This window comes from Streptomyces sp. NBC_01622 (assembly GCF_045209635.1).
Taxonomy (GTDB): domain Bacteria; phylum Actinomycetota; class Actinomycetes; order Streptomycetales; family Streptomycetaceae; genus Streptomyces.
Genome location: NZ_CP109293.1, coordinates 968,291 through 981,849, shown reverse-complemented (window position 1 = coordinate 981,849; position 13,559 = coordinate 968,291). Strand labels below are relative to the sequence as shown.

The following is a 13,559-nucleotide window of genomic DNA, read 5'->3' as shown; positions in this document are numbered from 1 at the left end:
TCGGCCCGCCCGGTTCAGAGGCTCGCCGCGTGGTCCGGGACGTAGACCTGCAGGTCGCGCGGCGGGCGCTCGTAGCCGGTGGACGGCGGGCGGGGCGGGAGTTCGAGGACCGGCGGCGCCACCTCGTGGTACGGCAGCGAGCCGAGCAGGTGGGCGATCATGTTCAGCCGGGCCCGGCGCTTGTCGTCGCTCTCGACGACGTACCAGGGGGCCTCCGAGACATCGGTGTGCACCAGCATCTCGTCCTTGGCCCGCGAGTAGTCCTCCCAGTGGGTGATCGACTCCAGGTCCATCGGCGACAGCTTCCAGCGCCGCAGCGGATCCTCCAGCCGGCGCCGGAACCGGTCCTGCTGCACCGCGTCGCTCACCGAGAACCAGTACTTGCGCAGCACGATCCCGTCCTCCACGAGCATCCGCTCGAAGATGGGGCACTGGCGCAGGAACAACTGGTACTCCTCCTTGGAGCAGAAGCCCATCACCCGCTCGACGCCGGCCCGGTTGTACCAGGACCGGTCGAACAGCACGATCTCCCCGGCGGCCGGCAGATGCTCGACGTACCGCTGGAAGTACCACTGGGTGCGCTGCCGGTCGGTCGGCTTCGGCAGCGCGGCGATCCGGGCGACGCGCGGGTTGAGGTGCTCCGCGACCCGCTTGATGGTGCCGCCCTTGCCCGCCGCGTCCCGGCCCTCGAAGACGATCACCAGCCGGGTGCCCTCGGCCCGCACCCACTCCTGGAGCTTCACCAACTCCGTCTGCAGACGCAGCAGTTCGGTCTCGTACGTCGCGCGCGGCAGCTTTGCCGCCTTCTTGCCGGCCATGCCGCCCCAACCCTTCGATGACGTGCGCAGTCTCCTGTGTCCAAGGTCGAACACCTGGACAGCACCGTACTGATCGCCGGGCGCCCGCGCACCCCCGGACGCCCGCCCGCCGGGTTTGCGGCGGCCGGCAGCTGGCAACCCGGACTCCGTGACAGCGATGACGACCCAACAGGAGCTCGTCCGGTTTCTGGAGGACCGCTTCGCCTGCGCACAGGCCTGCACCGCGTGTGCGCGGGCCTGTGTGCTGCGCGTCAGCCGCACGGATCCGGACGCCACCGACCACGAGGCGCTCGTACGGCAGAAGGCGCTGTGGTGCGCGGAGGCGTGCGACGCGACCTGCCGGATGCTGGCCGAGCAGAACCTCCAGGACGAGTCCGCCCTCCGCCTCCAGACCAAGTGGTGCCTGCTCGTCTGCCTGGAGTGCGCACAGGTCTTCGACGAGCGGCCGGGCGCGGAGGGGGACGCCCGGGCCTGCCGGGACTGCGCGCGGGCGTGCAGGGAGTTCCTGGCGACGCTGAACTGACGGGCGGCCGGGCCCTTTTGGGACCGCTCCCGATGGACAGGTGGCCACGCGGATCGGCGCCGGCCTCGCTACCGGGGCCAGAACCCGCCCAGGGGTGAGGGCCGGTCGTCCTCGCCGACACCGACCATGTGGGCCGACTCGGAACGGGAAGGGCCGACTTCCGGTCGACGTCACACGCATTACCGGGCATCGCCGCCTCGCCATTCCCAATTTCTGGAACACGTTCTACGGTGTGCGCCGTCAGGACCGGCCTTGGGAGCCTGGAGGCGCCGTGCATCTCGAATACACGCCCGAGCAGCAGCGGCTGCGCACCGAACTGCGCTCCTACTTCGCCGAGTTGGTGCCCGACCACGCCTACTCCCTCCCCCATGGCCCTAACGGCATGGGAGGTGCCCCCATCGCCGACCCGGTAGCCCGGAAACGCTTCTATCGTGAGACGATCCGCCGGCTCGGCACGGACGGCTGGCTCGGCGTCGGCTGGCCGGAGGAGTACGGCGGGCGCGGGCTGACGCCGATGGAGCAGTTCATCTTCTTCGACGAGGCCGCGCAGGCCGGCGTACCGCTGCCGCTGATGGCGCTCAACACCGTAGGCCCGACGATCATGCGGTTCGGCACCGACGAACAGAAGGCGTACTTCCTCCCGAAGATCCTCTCCGGCGAGATCGACTTCGCGATCGGCTACAGCGAGCCCGAGGCCGGCACGGATCTGGCCGCTCTGAAGACGCGGGCCGTGCGGGACGGTGACGAGTACGTCGTCGACGGGCAGAAGATCTGGACCACCAACGGCGACACCGCCGACTGGGTCTGGCTCGCCGTCCGCACCGACCCCGAGGCCCCGCCGCACAAGGGCATCACCATGCTCCTGGTGCCGACCGCCGACCCCGGCTACACCTGCACGGTGATCAACACCCTCGCCTCGCACGACACCACCGCCAGCTACTACGAGAACATCCGCGTCCCCGTCTCCCGCCGTGTCGGCGAGGAGAACCAGGGCTGGCGGCTGATCACCAACCAGCTCAACCACGAACGCGTCACCCTCGCCGCCCACGGCACCATGGCGATCCGCGCCCTGCACGACGCCCAGCACTGGGCCATGGAGACCAAACTCGCCGACGGCCGCCGCGTCGTCGACCTCCCCTGGGTCCGCCGCCTCCTCGCCCGCACCCACGCCAGGCTCGACGCGATGAAACTCCTCAACTGGCAGATGGTGAACGCCGTCCAGGAAGACACCCTCACCCCGCAGGACGCCTCCGCCGTCAAGGTCTACGGCTCCGAGGCCCGCCGTGACGCCTACGCCTGGCTCATGGAGATCGTCGCCGCCGCCGGCGCCCTGCAGGAGGGCTCTGCGGGCGCCGTCCTGCACGGCGAACTGGAACGCGGCTACCGCTCCGCCGTGATCTTCACCTTCGGCGGCGGCAACAACGAGATCCAGCGCGAGATCATCTCGTGGATCGGTCTGGGAATGCCGAGGGTACGGCGATAGCCTGCGGGCATGGACGCCCCTGGGACGGGCGACCCGGGACTGTTCGGGCCGGACTCCGTGACCTGGCAGATGCACGGCGATCCCATGATGTGGGTCGCCGGCGTCCGCGCGCTCTACCTCCAGGCCCTGCACCCGCGAGCCGTCCGCGGGGTCATGCAGAACTCGGACTTCCGGCGCGATGCCTGGGGGCGGCTGATGCGCACCGCGAACTTCGTCGGCACCCTCACCTACGGCAGCACCGAGGCCGCCGAGAAGGCCGGCGCCCGGGTGCGGAAGATCCACAGCATGCTCGGGGCGACCGACCCGGACACGGGGGAGCGGTACGGAATCGACGAACCCGAGCTGCTGCTGTGGGTGCACTGCTCCGAGATCGACTCGTATCTGCACGTGCTGCGCCGCTCCGGCTTCCGCCTCACCGACGCCCAGGCCGACCGCTACCTCGCCGAACACCGGGAGAGCGCCCGCCTGGTGGGCCTCGACCCCGCCGCCGTACCGGGCGACCGGGCCGAACTGGCCGCCTACTTCGAGCAGGTCAGGCCAGCGCTCGCCGCCGGACCCGAGGCACGCGAAGTGGACGACTTCCTGATCCGTCCCCCGACGCACCCGCTTCTCGTCCCGGCGCGCGAGGTGCTCTGGCGGCGCGTGGCACACCTGGCGTACGCCTCCCTGCCGCCGTACGCCCACCGGCTGTACGGCAGACCCGCCCCCGCACCCGCCACCGTCACCCGACAACTGCGCGTCACAGGCACCCTGTTGCGCTGCGTTCCCGCACATGTGCGCTGGCAACTGCCGCCCAAGCACATCATCCGCGCCATGTCACGGCTCGGCCCCGGCTCCCGGCCCGCCCCGTACAAAGTCGGACGATCGCTCGCCATACTGGACGAGCCAGGGGAGGGCGGGACGAACACCTACGGGGGCGATCGCGGGAGATGGGGGACAGCAGGCTGATCCAGGGCCGCTACCGGCTGCTCGATCTGATCGGGCGCGGCGGCATGGGCGAGGTGTGGCGGGCACGGGACGAGTCGCTGGGGCGCCATGTCGCCGTGAAGTGCCTCAAACCGCTGAACCCGCACCACGACCAGTCGTTCACCCGCGTCCTGCGCGAGCGGTTCCGGCGCGAGGCCCGGGTGGCCGCCGCGCTCCAGCACCGCGGGGTGACCGTCGTCCACGACTTCGGCGAGTCCGACGGCATCCTCTTCCTGGTGATGGAGCTCCTCGACGGCCGCAACCTCTGCCAGCTCCTGGAGGACAACGAGCAGCGGCCGCTGCCCGTCGGTGACGTCGTCGACATCGCCGAGCAGGTCGCCTCCGCCCTCGCCTACTGCCACCAACAGGGCATCGTGCACCGGGACCTGAAGCCCGCGAACATCATGCGGCTGACCGACGGCACGGTGAAGATCTGCGACTTCGGCATCGCCCGCCTCGGCGCCGACATCGGGTTCACCTCCCGGCTGACCGGCACCGGCATCGCGATGGGCACTCCGCACTACATGTCGCCGGAACAGATCAGCGGCACCGAGGTCGACCAGCGCAGCGACCTCTACTCCTTCGGCTGCGTCCTGTACGAACTCTCCACCGGCGCACCGCCGTTCGACCTCGGCGACGCCTGGGCCATCCTCATCGGCCACCGCGACACCCCGCCCCGGCCACCCCGCACCCAGCGTGCCGAACTGCCCGAGTACCTGGAGAAGGTCATCCTCGACCTGCTGGCCAAGCTCCCCGAACAACGCCCGGACGACGCCCGCGAGTTGGGCCGCCGCATCACCATGGGTCGTACGACACCCCTGTACGTGCCGACAGTTGTGACCCCGCGACCCGAACTGCCCTCGCCCGAACCGGTGTCCCGCGAGGCGCGCCTGCCGTCCTGGACGCGCGGGATGACGACCGGGCACAAGGCGACCGGCGCCGGACTGCGCACCACCCCGCCGGACGCCGGGGCCGGCCTCACCGGCGAGTGGATCGCGCGCCCGGCCACCGGCCACGCCGAGGAACCCGTACCGGAGTCACCGTCCGCGCCGCCTCCGGAGGCCCTCAAGGCCCTGGCCGGACGCCACAACGCGGGCCTGAGCCTGGGCCGCCTCGGCCGCTGGGCGGAGGCCGGCGAGGTGCACCGCGCGGTCGCCGCCGAACGCACCCACCTCCTCGGCCCGGACCACCCCGACACGCTCGCCAGCCGCTACGAACTCGGCTTCACCCTGAGCCGCACCGGCCATGCCGCCGACGCCCTGCGCGAGTACACCCACGTCGCCCGCGCCAGAGAACGGGCGTCGGGCGCCGACCACGCCGACACACTCGCCGCCCGGCAGGAAATGGCGTACGTGCTGGGCCAGTTGGGCCGCCACTTCGACGCACACCAGGTGTACACGTCCGTACTCGCCGCCCGCGAACGCACCATGGGCCCCGACCACCCCGACACCCTGCGCTGCCGCCACAACCTCGCCTTCAACCTCAGCCGCCTCGGCCGCCTGGAGGACTCGTACCGCATGGCCTGCGAGGTCGCCGCCGCCCGCGCCCGGGTGCTCGGCCCCGGCCATCCCGACACCCTGGTCACCCGCTACGAAGTCGCCTACGCACTCGGCCAGTTGGGCCGCTGGCAGGAGGCCCTGCAGACCTATGGCGAGGTCGCCGAGGCCCGTGCGCAAGCCCTCGGCCCGGACCACGCCGACACCCTCGCCGCCCGCTACGAGATCGGCATCAGCCTCGGCCGCCTGGGCCGCAGCGCCGACGCCCTCAAGCTCTACCGCGATCTGATCGACGACCGCACCCGCGTCCACGGCCCCGCCCACCCCGAGACCCTCCGCGCCCGCCACGGCCTCGGCGTCAACCTCGGCCGGCTCGGCCGCTGGGAGGAGGCCCTCGCCGAGTCCCGCGACGTGTGTGCCATCCGCGAGCGCGTCCTCGGGCCCGACCACACCGACACCCTGGTCAGCCGCCGCGAGGTCGCCGTCGGCCTCGGCTGGCTCGGCCGCTGGGCCGACGCCCTCACCGAATACCGCCGCGTCGCCGCCGCCCGCGAGCGCGTCCTCGGCCCCGACCACCCCGACACCCTCGCCAGCCGCAACGACGAGGCCCACTGCCTGGAACAGCTCGGCCGCAACGCGGAAGCGGTCGAGCTGTACCGCCGGGTGGCGGTGCTACGACAGGGGCGGGCGTCCGGGAGTCACTGACGGCCGGGGCCGCCCTCGCGCCGCCCGTGGGACCGCGGGCGCCGACGACAGCGCGCCCGTGCCTGTCCGCGGCCGGCCGCGCCTGCCGTCGGCCATCCGCATCCGCCCCCCACAGCCCCGGAGGACCGCGCCCACCTCTGGCCGACCTAGATCACCTCGTGTTACGAAGAACCATGCCTGTACACGAGGGACCCGGACATCGGACGTACGACGCCGTCATCGTGGGCGGCGGCCACAACGGCCTGGTCGCCGCCGCCTACCTGGCCCGGGCCGGGCGCTCCGTGCTCGTCCTGGAGCGCCTCGACACCACCGGCGGCGCCGCCGTGTCGACCCGCCCGTTCGCCGGGGTCGACGCACGCCTTTCCCGGTACTCGTACCTGGTCAGCCTGCTGCCCAAGAAGATCGTGCGGGACCTCGGCCTCGACTTCCGCATCCGCGGGCGCACCATCTCGTCGTACACCCCCGTCGAACGCGACGGCCGCCCCACCGGCCTCCTCGTCGGCGGCGGCGAGCGCCGCACCCGCGACGCCTTCGCCCGGCTGACCGGCGGCGAGAGCGAGTACGCGGCCTGGCAGCGGCTCTACGCCATGACCGGCCGCCTCGCGCAACGCGTCTTCCCCACGCTCACCGAACCGCTGCCCACCCGCGACGAACTGCGCCGCCGCGTGGACGACGAGGACGCCTGGCGGATGCTCTTCGAGGAGCCGATCGGCGTCGCGATCGAGGAGAACTTCACCGACGACCTGGTCCGGGGAGTCGTCCTCACCGACGCCCTCATCGGCACCTTCGCCGACGCCCACGACCCCTCCCTCGCGCAGAACCGCTGCTTCCTCTACCACGTCATCGGCGGCGGCACCGGCGCCTGGGACGTCCCGGTCGGCGGCATGGGCGCCCTCACCGACGCCCTGGCCACCACCGCGCGCGCGGCCGGCGCCGTACTCGCCACCGGCCACGAGGCCGTCCGCATCGACACGGACGGACGCGCCGCCGAGATCACCTACCGCGCCGCCGACGGCGAAGGCGTCGTGGCCGCCCGGCACGTCCTCGTCGGCGCCTCGCCCCAGCAACTGGCCGCGATCACCGGCGACGAACCGCCCGCCCCCTCCGAGGGCGCCCAGCTCAAGGTGAACATGCTGCTCAAGCGGCTGCCCAGACTCCGCGACACCTCGGTCGACCCGCGCGAGGCCTTCGCCGGCACCTTCCACATCGCCGAGGGCTACGACCAACTGGCCGCCGCCCACGCCCAGGCCGCGGCCGGTTCACTGCCCGCCGCACCGCCCTCCGAGATCTACTGCCACTCCCTCACCGACCCGAGCATCCTCGGCCGGGACCTCGTCGAGGACGGCTACCAGACCCTCACCCTCTTCGGCCTGCACACCCCGGCCCGTCTCTTCGAACGGGACAACGACGCCGTACGCGAGGAGCTCCTGAAGTCCACCCTCGCCCAGCTGGACGCCCACCTCGCCGAACCCCTCGCGGACTGCCTCGCCACCGACGCCGACGGCCGCCCCTGCATCGAGGCGAAGACCCCGCTCGACCTGGAACGCGACCTCCGGCTCCCCGGCGGCAACATCTTCCACCGCGCACTGACCTGGCCCTACGCCCAGGACGACACCGGCCGCTGGGGCGTCGAGACCCGGCACGCCAACGTGTTGCTGTGCGGGGCGGGCGCCGTGCGCGGCGGGGGAGTGAGCGGGGTACCGGGGCACAACGCGGCGATGGCTGTGCTGGAGGCCGGGGACGGCTGACCGCCCTGGTGCCCTGCCGGGAAAGTGGTGCTTTTCTGGGAGTGGACGAGAGGAAGAGGAGCGACCGCCATGGACAGCGTGCACACAGTGCCAGGGCACCCGGAATCGGTCTCGGTGGAGATCAGCGGGTGCAGCAAGGAGGATGCCCGGATCGTGTTCGACACGCTGTGCGCGTGCTACGGATCCGACCGGCACGCGGACGACGTACCCCAGGACCAACACGACACCCGCCCCACGGTCTGGCTCGGCACCTTCGACGTCGCCGACGCCCACGAAGGTGCATCCGGCGGTCCGGCCCGGCTCGGAGCGTCCGTCGAGGCGGATGCGCAGGGCGGGTACTGGGCCATCGAGCAGTTCCGTACGACCCTGGACTCCCTGTTCATCGTGCACGACCTCGCGGTGACCTCGGGCGACCAGGAGCGGGAACTGCACGTCCGGCTGGAAAACCGCTGACGAGAAGGTGATCGTGCCCTCGGTCCGGGACTTCTACGACGGCCTCGCCGCCGGATACCACCTGATCTTCCCGGACTGGAACGGCACCCAGGCGATCGGGCTCGCCGCGGTCGGACACGGAGTGATCGGCAGCGACCTGAGCCCGGTCGCCGCAGCCCGGGCCGCCGCCGAGGCCGGAGCCCGCGGCTTACGGCTCACGACCGCTGCGGCGGACATGCGCGCCCTGCCCTTCAGAGCATCGGCCTTCGACGTCGTGGTCTGCGCCGACAACTCGCTCGCGCACCTGCTCACCGCCGACGACGTAGGTGAGGCGCTGGCCGGCATGCGGCGGGTCCTGCGCGACGACGGACTCCTGATGATCGGCATCCGGGACTACACGAGGACGGCGAGCGCTGTGACCAGGAGTACTTCCAGCTCCTGCCCGTGGGCGACGGCTGGGAGGTGCGAGTACGCCGAGTCACCTCCTGGGCCCTGACCCGCGGTCGGTTGAGCGACGCGGTGGCCGACGCGGGCTTTACGGAGGTCAGTTGGCATCCACCGGAGCGCAGCGGCTTCTGCCAGCCCGTGCTCACCGCCCGGCGGGACCCCGCTCCGAGGAAAATCTGACGGAGCATCAGAAAAGGCCTTCCGTCGTCCGGAGGACTGCGGCATTCTGCGCCCATGCAGACGGAGTTGAGCAAGAAACTGGGAATCGAGCACGCCATCTTCGGCTTCACGCCGTTCCCCGCCGTCGCCGCGGCCATCAGCCGGGCCGGCGGTCTCGGAGTGCTCGGCGCGGTCCGCTACACCGCCCCCGACGACCTCAAGCGCGACCTCGACTGGCTGGAGGCGCACGTCGAGGGGATGCCGTACGGCCTGGACGTCGTCATGCCGGCCAAGAAGGTCGAGGGCGTCACCGAGGCCGAGGTCGAGGCGATGATCCCGGAAGGGCACCGGCAGTTCGTCACCGAGACCCTGGCCAAGTACGGCGTGCCCGAACTCGCCGAGGGCGAGGCGTCCGGCTGGCGCATCACCGGGTGGATGGAACAGGTCGCCCGCAACCAGCTCGACGTCGCCTTCGACTACCCGATCAAGCTGCTCGCCAACGCGCTGGGCTCCCCACCGGCCGACGTCGTCGCCCGCGCCCACGACCAGGACGTCCTGGTCGCCGCGCTCGCGGGCAGCGCCCGGCACGCCCGCAAACACGCCGAGGGCGGCATCGACATCGTCGTGGCCCAGGGCTACGAGGCGGGCGGACACACCGGCGAGATCGCCTCCATGGTGCTCACCCCCGAAGTCGTCGAGGCCGTCGATCCACTGCCCGTGCTGGCCGCCGGCGGCATCGGCAGCGGACCGCAGGTGGCCGCCGCGCTGAGCCTCGGCGCCCAAGGAGTGTGGCTGGGCTCCATATGGCTGACCACCACAGAAGCCGATATGCACTCGGCGGCCCTGACCCGCAAGCTGCTCGCCGCCGGGTCCGGCGACACCGTCCGCTCCCGCGCCCTGACCGGGAAACCCGCCCGCCAACTGCGCACCGAGTGGACCGACGCCTGGGACGACACCGACGGCCCCGGCACCCTCCCCATGCCACTCCAGGGCCTGCTCGTCGCCGAGGCCGTCTCGCGCATCCAGAAGTACGAGGTCGAGCCGCTGCTCGGCACCCCCGTCGGCCAGATCGTCGGCCGCATGAACAGCGAACGCAGTGTCCAGGCCGTCTTCGACGACCTCACCCGCGGCTTCGAGCACGCCGTCGACCGCATCAACCTCATCGCCGGAAGGAGCGGCCAGTGAGCACACCTCCCGCCGGTTTCTGGGCCCAGGCGACCCAGAACCCCGACCGCGTTGTCCTCATCGCCCCCGACGGCGAGGAGTGGACGGCCGGCCGCCTGCACGCCGCCGCCAACCAACTCGTCCACGGTCTGCGCGCCGCCGGACTCGAACGCGGCGACGCCTTCGCCGTCGTCCTGCCCAACGGCGTCGAGTTCTTCACGGCCCATCTGGCCGCCACCCAGGCCGGATTCTACCTCGTCCCCGTCAACCACCACTTCGTCGCCCCCGAGATCGCCTGGATCGTCGCCGACTCCGGCGCCAAGGTGCTCATCGCGCACGAGCGGTTCGCCGAGCCCGTCCGCCAGGCCGCCGACGAGGCCGGCCTCCCCGCCACCCACCGGTACGCGGTCGGCACGGTCGAGGGCTTCCGGCCGTACCCCGAACTCCTCGACGGACAACCGGAGTCGGCGCCCGCGGACCGGACCCTCGGCTGGGTCATGAACTACACCTCGGGCACCACCGGCCGCCCCCGTGGCATCCGCCGCCCCCTGCCGGGCAAGCCGCCCGAGTCGGCGTACCTCGGCGGTTTCCTCGGCATCTTCGGCATCAAACCCTTCGCCGACAACGTGCACCTGGTCTGCTCTCCGCTCTATCACACGGCCGTCCTCCAGTTCGCGGGCGCGAGCCTCCACATAGGCCATCGCCTGGTCCTGATGGACAAGTGGAGCCCGGAGGAGATGCTCCGCCTCATCGACCGCGAGAAGTGCACCCACACCCATATGGTCCCGACCCAGTTCCATCGGCTCCTCGCCCTCCCCGAGGACATACGGGCGCGCTACGACGTCTCGTCCATGCGGCACGCCATCCACGGCGCCGCCCCGTGCCCCGACCATGTGAAGCGGGCCATGATCGAGTGGTGGGGCGACTGTGTGGAGGAGTACTACGCGGCCAGCGAGGGCGGTGGTGCCTTCGCGACCGCCGAGGACTGGCTGAAGAAGCCCGGAACCGTCGGCAAGGCCTGGCCCATCAGCGAACTCGCGGTCTTCGACGACGACGGCAACCGGCTCCCGCCCGGTGAACTCGGCACCGTCTACATGAAGATGAGCACCGGCGGCTTCGCCTACCACAAGGACGAGGCCAAGACGAAGAAGAACCGCATCGGCGACTTCTTCACCGTCGGCGACCTCGGCTACCTCGACGAGGACGGCTACCTCTTCCTCCGCGACCGCAAGATCGACATGATCATCTCGGGCGGCGTCAACATCTACCCGGCCGAAATCGAGTCCGCACTCCTCGCCCACCCCGCCGTCGCCGACGCCGCCGCCTTCGGCATCCCGCACGACGACTGGGGCGAGGAGGTCAAGGCCGTCGTGGAACCGGCCCCCGGCCACGAGCCAGGACCCGCCCTCGCCACCGCCCTCCTCGACCACTGCGCCGAGCAACTCGCCGGCTACAAGCGGCCCAAGAGCATCGACTTCATCACCGAGATGCCCCGCGACCCCAACGGCAAGCTGTACAAGCGGCGGCTGCGGGATCCGTACTGGGAGGGGCACGTCCGGCCGATGTGAGGACGGCCTGTGTGAGGACGGCCTGTGTGGGCCCGGCACATGTGGGCCGGGCCCACCTCGACCACCCGGCTTGACCCGCCCGGGCGCCGGCCCGAGGATCATGTGTCATGACGCCCGGACACGGCAGCACGGTTGACGGGGTACTGCGACGCAGTGCCCGCCGCACTCCCGCCCGCGTGGCGGTGGACTACGGCGAGCGCTCCTGGACGTACCAGGAACTCGACGACGCCGTCTCCGGCGCGGCAAGCGTGCTCCTCGGCCAGGGCCTCGCACCGGGCGACCGGGTCGGCTCCTACGGCCACAACTCGGACGCCTACCTGATCGGCTTCCTCGCCTGTGCCCGCGCGGGCCTCGTGCACGTGCCGGTCAACCAGAACCTCACCGGCGACGACCTCGCGTACGTCGTCGGCCAGTCCGGCAGCGCGCTGGTGCTCACCGACCCCGATCTCGCCGGTCAACTGCCGGACGGCGTAAGGACGTTGCCGCTGCGGGACGCGGACGGTTCGCTGCTGGAGCGGCTGGCGTCCGCGCCGCCGTACGACGGTCCCGAGCCGCGCACCGAGGACCTGGTGCAGTTGCTCTACACCTCGGGCACGACCGCGCTGCCCAAGGGCGCGATGATGACCCACCGGGCCCTGGTGCACGAGTACTTGAGCGCGATCACCGCCCTGGACCTGAGCGCCGGGGACCGGCCCGTGCACGCGCTGCCGCTGTACCACTCGGCGCAGATGCACGTGTTCCTGCTGCCGTACCTGGCGGTCGGCGCCACCAACCTCATCCTCGACGCGCCAGACGGTGACCGGCTCTTGGACCTGGTCGAGGCCGGGCGGGTGGACAGCCTGTTCGCGCCGCCCACGGTGTGGATCGGCCTCGCGAACCGGCCGGACTTCGCGACCCGCGACCTGAGCGGGCTGCGCAAGGCGTACTACGGGGCGTCGATCATGCCGGTGCCCGTCCTGGAGCGGCTGCGCGAACGGCTCCCCAAGCTGGCCTTCTACAACTGCTTCGGCCAGAGCGAGATCGGCCCCCTGGCCACCGTCCTGGGCCCCGACGAGCACAAGGGCCGGCTGGACTCCTGCGGACGTCCGGTCCTCTTCGTGGACGCGCGTGTGGTCGACGAGGACGGCAAGGACGTACCCGACGGCACACAGGGCGAAATCGTCTACCGCTCACCGCAGTTGTGCGAGGGCTACTGGGACAAGCCCGAGGAGACGGCCGCCGCCTTCCGCGACGGCTGGTTCCACTCCGGCGACCTCGCCGTACGGGACGCGCACGGCTTCTTCACCGTCGTCGACCGAGTGAAGGACGTCATCAACTCCGGTGGCGTACTGGTCGCTTCACGCCAGGTCGAGGACGCCCTCTACACGCACGAGGGCGTCGCCGAGGTCGCCGTGATCGGCCTCCCCGACGACCGCTGGATCGAGGCGGTCACCGCGGTCGTCGTCCCGCGCGGCGAGGTCACCGAGGCCCGACTCATCGACCACGCCCGCGAGAAGCTCCCCCACTTCAAGGCACCGAAGCGGGTCGTGTTCGTGGAGAAACTGCCACGGAATGCCAGCGGGAAGATCCTGAAGCGGGAGCTGCGGGAGCGGTTCGGCGGCTGAGCGCTCTCACCGGGAGGCCGGAGCGGTATCGGTGCGGGCCTCGGCCCCGGCGATGGTGTCGCGCAACACCGCGCGGGCCGCGTCGAGTTGGGCGGCCCGCCGGTCCAGGGCGCTCAACTGGTCCCGCAGCGCGTCGAGTACACCCGGACACGGCTGTACGGCGACCTCGTCAGTGGTGCAGGGAAGTACTCGGCGGATGATCCGGGTGGGCAGCCCGGCCGCGAGGAGCGCGCGGATGCGCAGGACGGCCGCGAGGTCCGAATCGGCGTATTCCCTGTAGCCGTTGGGCAACCGGCCGGGACGGAGCAGTCCCGCCCGCTCGTAGTGGCGCAGCAGCCGCTCGCTGGTTCCGGTCCGCTCGGCCAGCTCTCCGATCAGCAAGGACACGCACCCTTCTCCGACTTGACCTTCCCACGGTGTCAGGGCTCAACACTGGCTCCCGCCAC

General features: G+C 71.4%; 11 protein-coding genes and 1 pseudogene. 10 read left to right on the top strand and 2 right to left on the bottom strand.

Translation table 11 applies throughout. The features are described 5' to 3' along the window. Positions 1-14 precede the first annotated feature (14 nt). Positions 15-818 (bottom strand): polyphosphate kinase 2, encoded by an 804-nt coding sequence (gene ppk2 / locus OH768_RS04465; protein ID WP_406450229.1) that lies wholly within the window; start codon positions 816-818, stop codon positions 15-17. Positions 819-975: 157 nt separating this feature from the next. Here ppk2 and OH768_RS04460 point away from each other — a divergent pair, with 157 nt between their 5' ends. The 10 genes and pseudogenes from OH768_RS04460 (at position 976) to OH768_RS04415 (ending at position 13,113) form a co-directional block, all read left to right on the top strand. Beyond that, positions 976-1,341 (top strand): ferredoxin, encoded by a 366-nt coding sequence (locus OH768_RS04460; protein ID WP_406450227.1) that lies wholly within the window; start codon positions 976-978, stop codon positions 1,339-1,341. 271 nt (positions 1,342-1,612) lie between these two features. Then, complete coding sequence (locus tag OH768_RS04455) at positions 1,613-2,824, top strand: acyl-CoA dehydrogenase family protein (protein WP_406450225.1); 1,212 nt, start codon at positions 1,613-1,615, stop codon at positions 2,822-2,824. 9 nt (positions 2,825-2,833) lie between these two features. Beyond that, on the top strand, positions 2,834-3,772 hold the full coding sequence (locus OH768_RS04450) for an oxygenase MpaB family protein (protein ID WP_406450223.1): 939 nt from the start codon (positions 2,834-2,836) through the stop codon (positions 3,770-3,772). Further along, positions 3,754-5,991 carry a tetratricopeptide repeat protein gene (locus tag OH768_RS04445; protein WP_406450221.1) on the top strand — a complete coding sequence of 746 codons (2,238 nt, stop codon included), beginning with the start codon at positions 3,754-3,756 and terminating at the stop codon, positions 5,989-5,991. Before OH768_RS04450 ends, OH768_RS04445 begins: the two co-directional genes overlap by 19 nt. Positions 5,992-6,164: 173 nt before the next feature. After that, complete coding sequence (locus OH768_RS04440) at positions 6,165-7,739, top strand: phytoene desaturase family protein (protein WP_406450219.1); 1,575 nt, start codon at positions 6,165-6,167, stop codon at positions 7,737-7,739. 69 nt (positions 7,740-7,808) lie between these two features. Further along, on the top strand, positions 7,809-8,192 hold the full coding sequence (locus tag OH768_RS04435; RefSeq protein WP_406450217.1) for a hypothetical protein: 384 nt from the start codon (positions 7,809-7,811) through the stop codon (positions 8,190-8,192). 7 nt (positions 8,193-8,199) lie between these two features. Further along, positions 8,200-8,798: pseudogene (locus tag OH768_RS04430) on the top strand (class I SAM-dependent methyltransferase). A gap of 54 nt (positions 8,799-8,852) precedes the next feature. Beyond that, complete coding sequence (locus OH768_RS04425; protein WP_406450215.1) at positions 8,853-9,962, top strand: NAD(P)H-dependent flavin oxidoreductase; 1,110 nt, start codon at positions 8,853-8,855, stop codon at positions 9,960-9,962. Further along, positions 9,959-11,509, top strand: coding sequence for an acyl-CoA synthetase (locus tag OH768_RS04420; protein WP_406450213.1), 1,551 nt, complete (start codon positions 9,959-9,961; stop codon positions 11,507-11,509). Before OH768_RS04425 ends, OH768_RS04420 begins: the two co-directional genes overlap by 4 nt. Before the next feature lie 107 nt (positions 11,510-11,616). Then, positions 11,617-13,113 carry an acyl-CoA synthetase gene (locus OH768_RS04415; protein WP_406450211.1) on the top strand — a complete coding sequence of 499 codons (1,497 nt, stop codon included), beginning with the start codon at positions 11,617-11,619 and terminating at the stop codon, positions 13,111-13,113. 6 nt (positions 13,114-13,119) lie between these two features. On the opposite strand, the gene OH768_RS04410 is transcribed toward OH768_RS04415, so the two are convergent. After that, entirely contained in the window at positions 13,120-13,500 is a 381-nt protein-coding gene (locus OH768_RS04410) for a MerR family transcriptional regulator (protein WP_406450209.1), read from the bottom strand. Between the last annotated feature and the right edge of the window lie 59 nt (positions 13,501-13,559).

Excerpts from the sequence above, each read along its gene's own strand:
- ppk2 (WP_406450229.1), bottom strand. The coding sequence starts at position 818 with ATGGCCGGCAAGAAGGCGGCAAAGCTGCCGCGCGCGACGTACGAGACC.
- OH768_RS04460 (WP_406450227.1), top strand. The coding sequence starts at position 976 with ATGACGACCCAACAGGAGCTCGTCCGGTTTCTGGAGGACCGCTTCGCC.
- OH768_RS04450 (WP_406450223.1), top strand. The coding sequence starts at position 2,834 with ATGGACGCCCCTGGGACGGGCGACCCGGGACTGTTCGGGCCGGACTCC.
- OH768_RS04445 (WP_406450221.1), top strand. The coding sequence starts at position 3,754 with ATGGGGGACAGCAGGCTGATCCAGGGCCGCTACCGGCTGCTCGATCTG.
- OH768_RS04440 (WP_406450219.1), top strand. The coding sequence starts at position 6,165 with ATGCCTGTACACGAGGGACCCGGACATCGGACGTACGACGCCGTCATC.
- OH768_RS04435 (WP_406450217.1), top strand. The coding sequence starts at position 7,809 with ATGGACAGCGTGCACACAGTGCCAGGGCACCCGGAATCGGTCTCGGTG.
- OH768_RS04425 (WP_406450215.1), top strand. The coding sequence starts at position 8,853 with ATGCAGACGGAGTTGAGCAAGAAACTGGGAATCGAGCACGCCATCTTC.
- OH768_RS04415 (WP_406450211.1), top strand. The coding sequence starts at position 11,617 with ATGACGCCCGGACACGGCAGCACGGTTGACGGGGTACTGCGACGCAGT.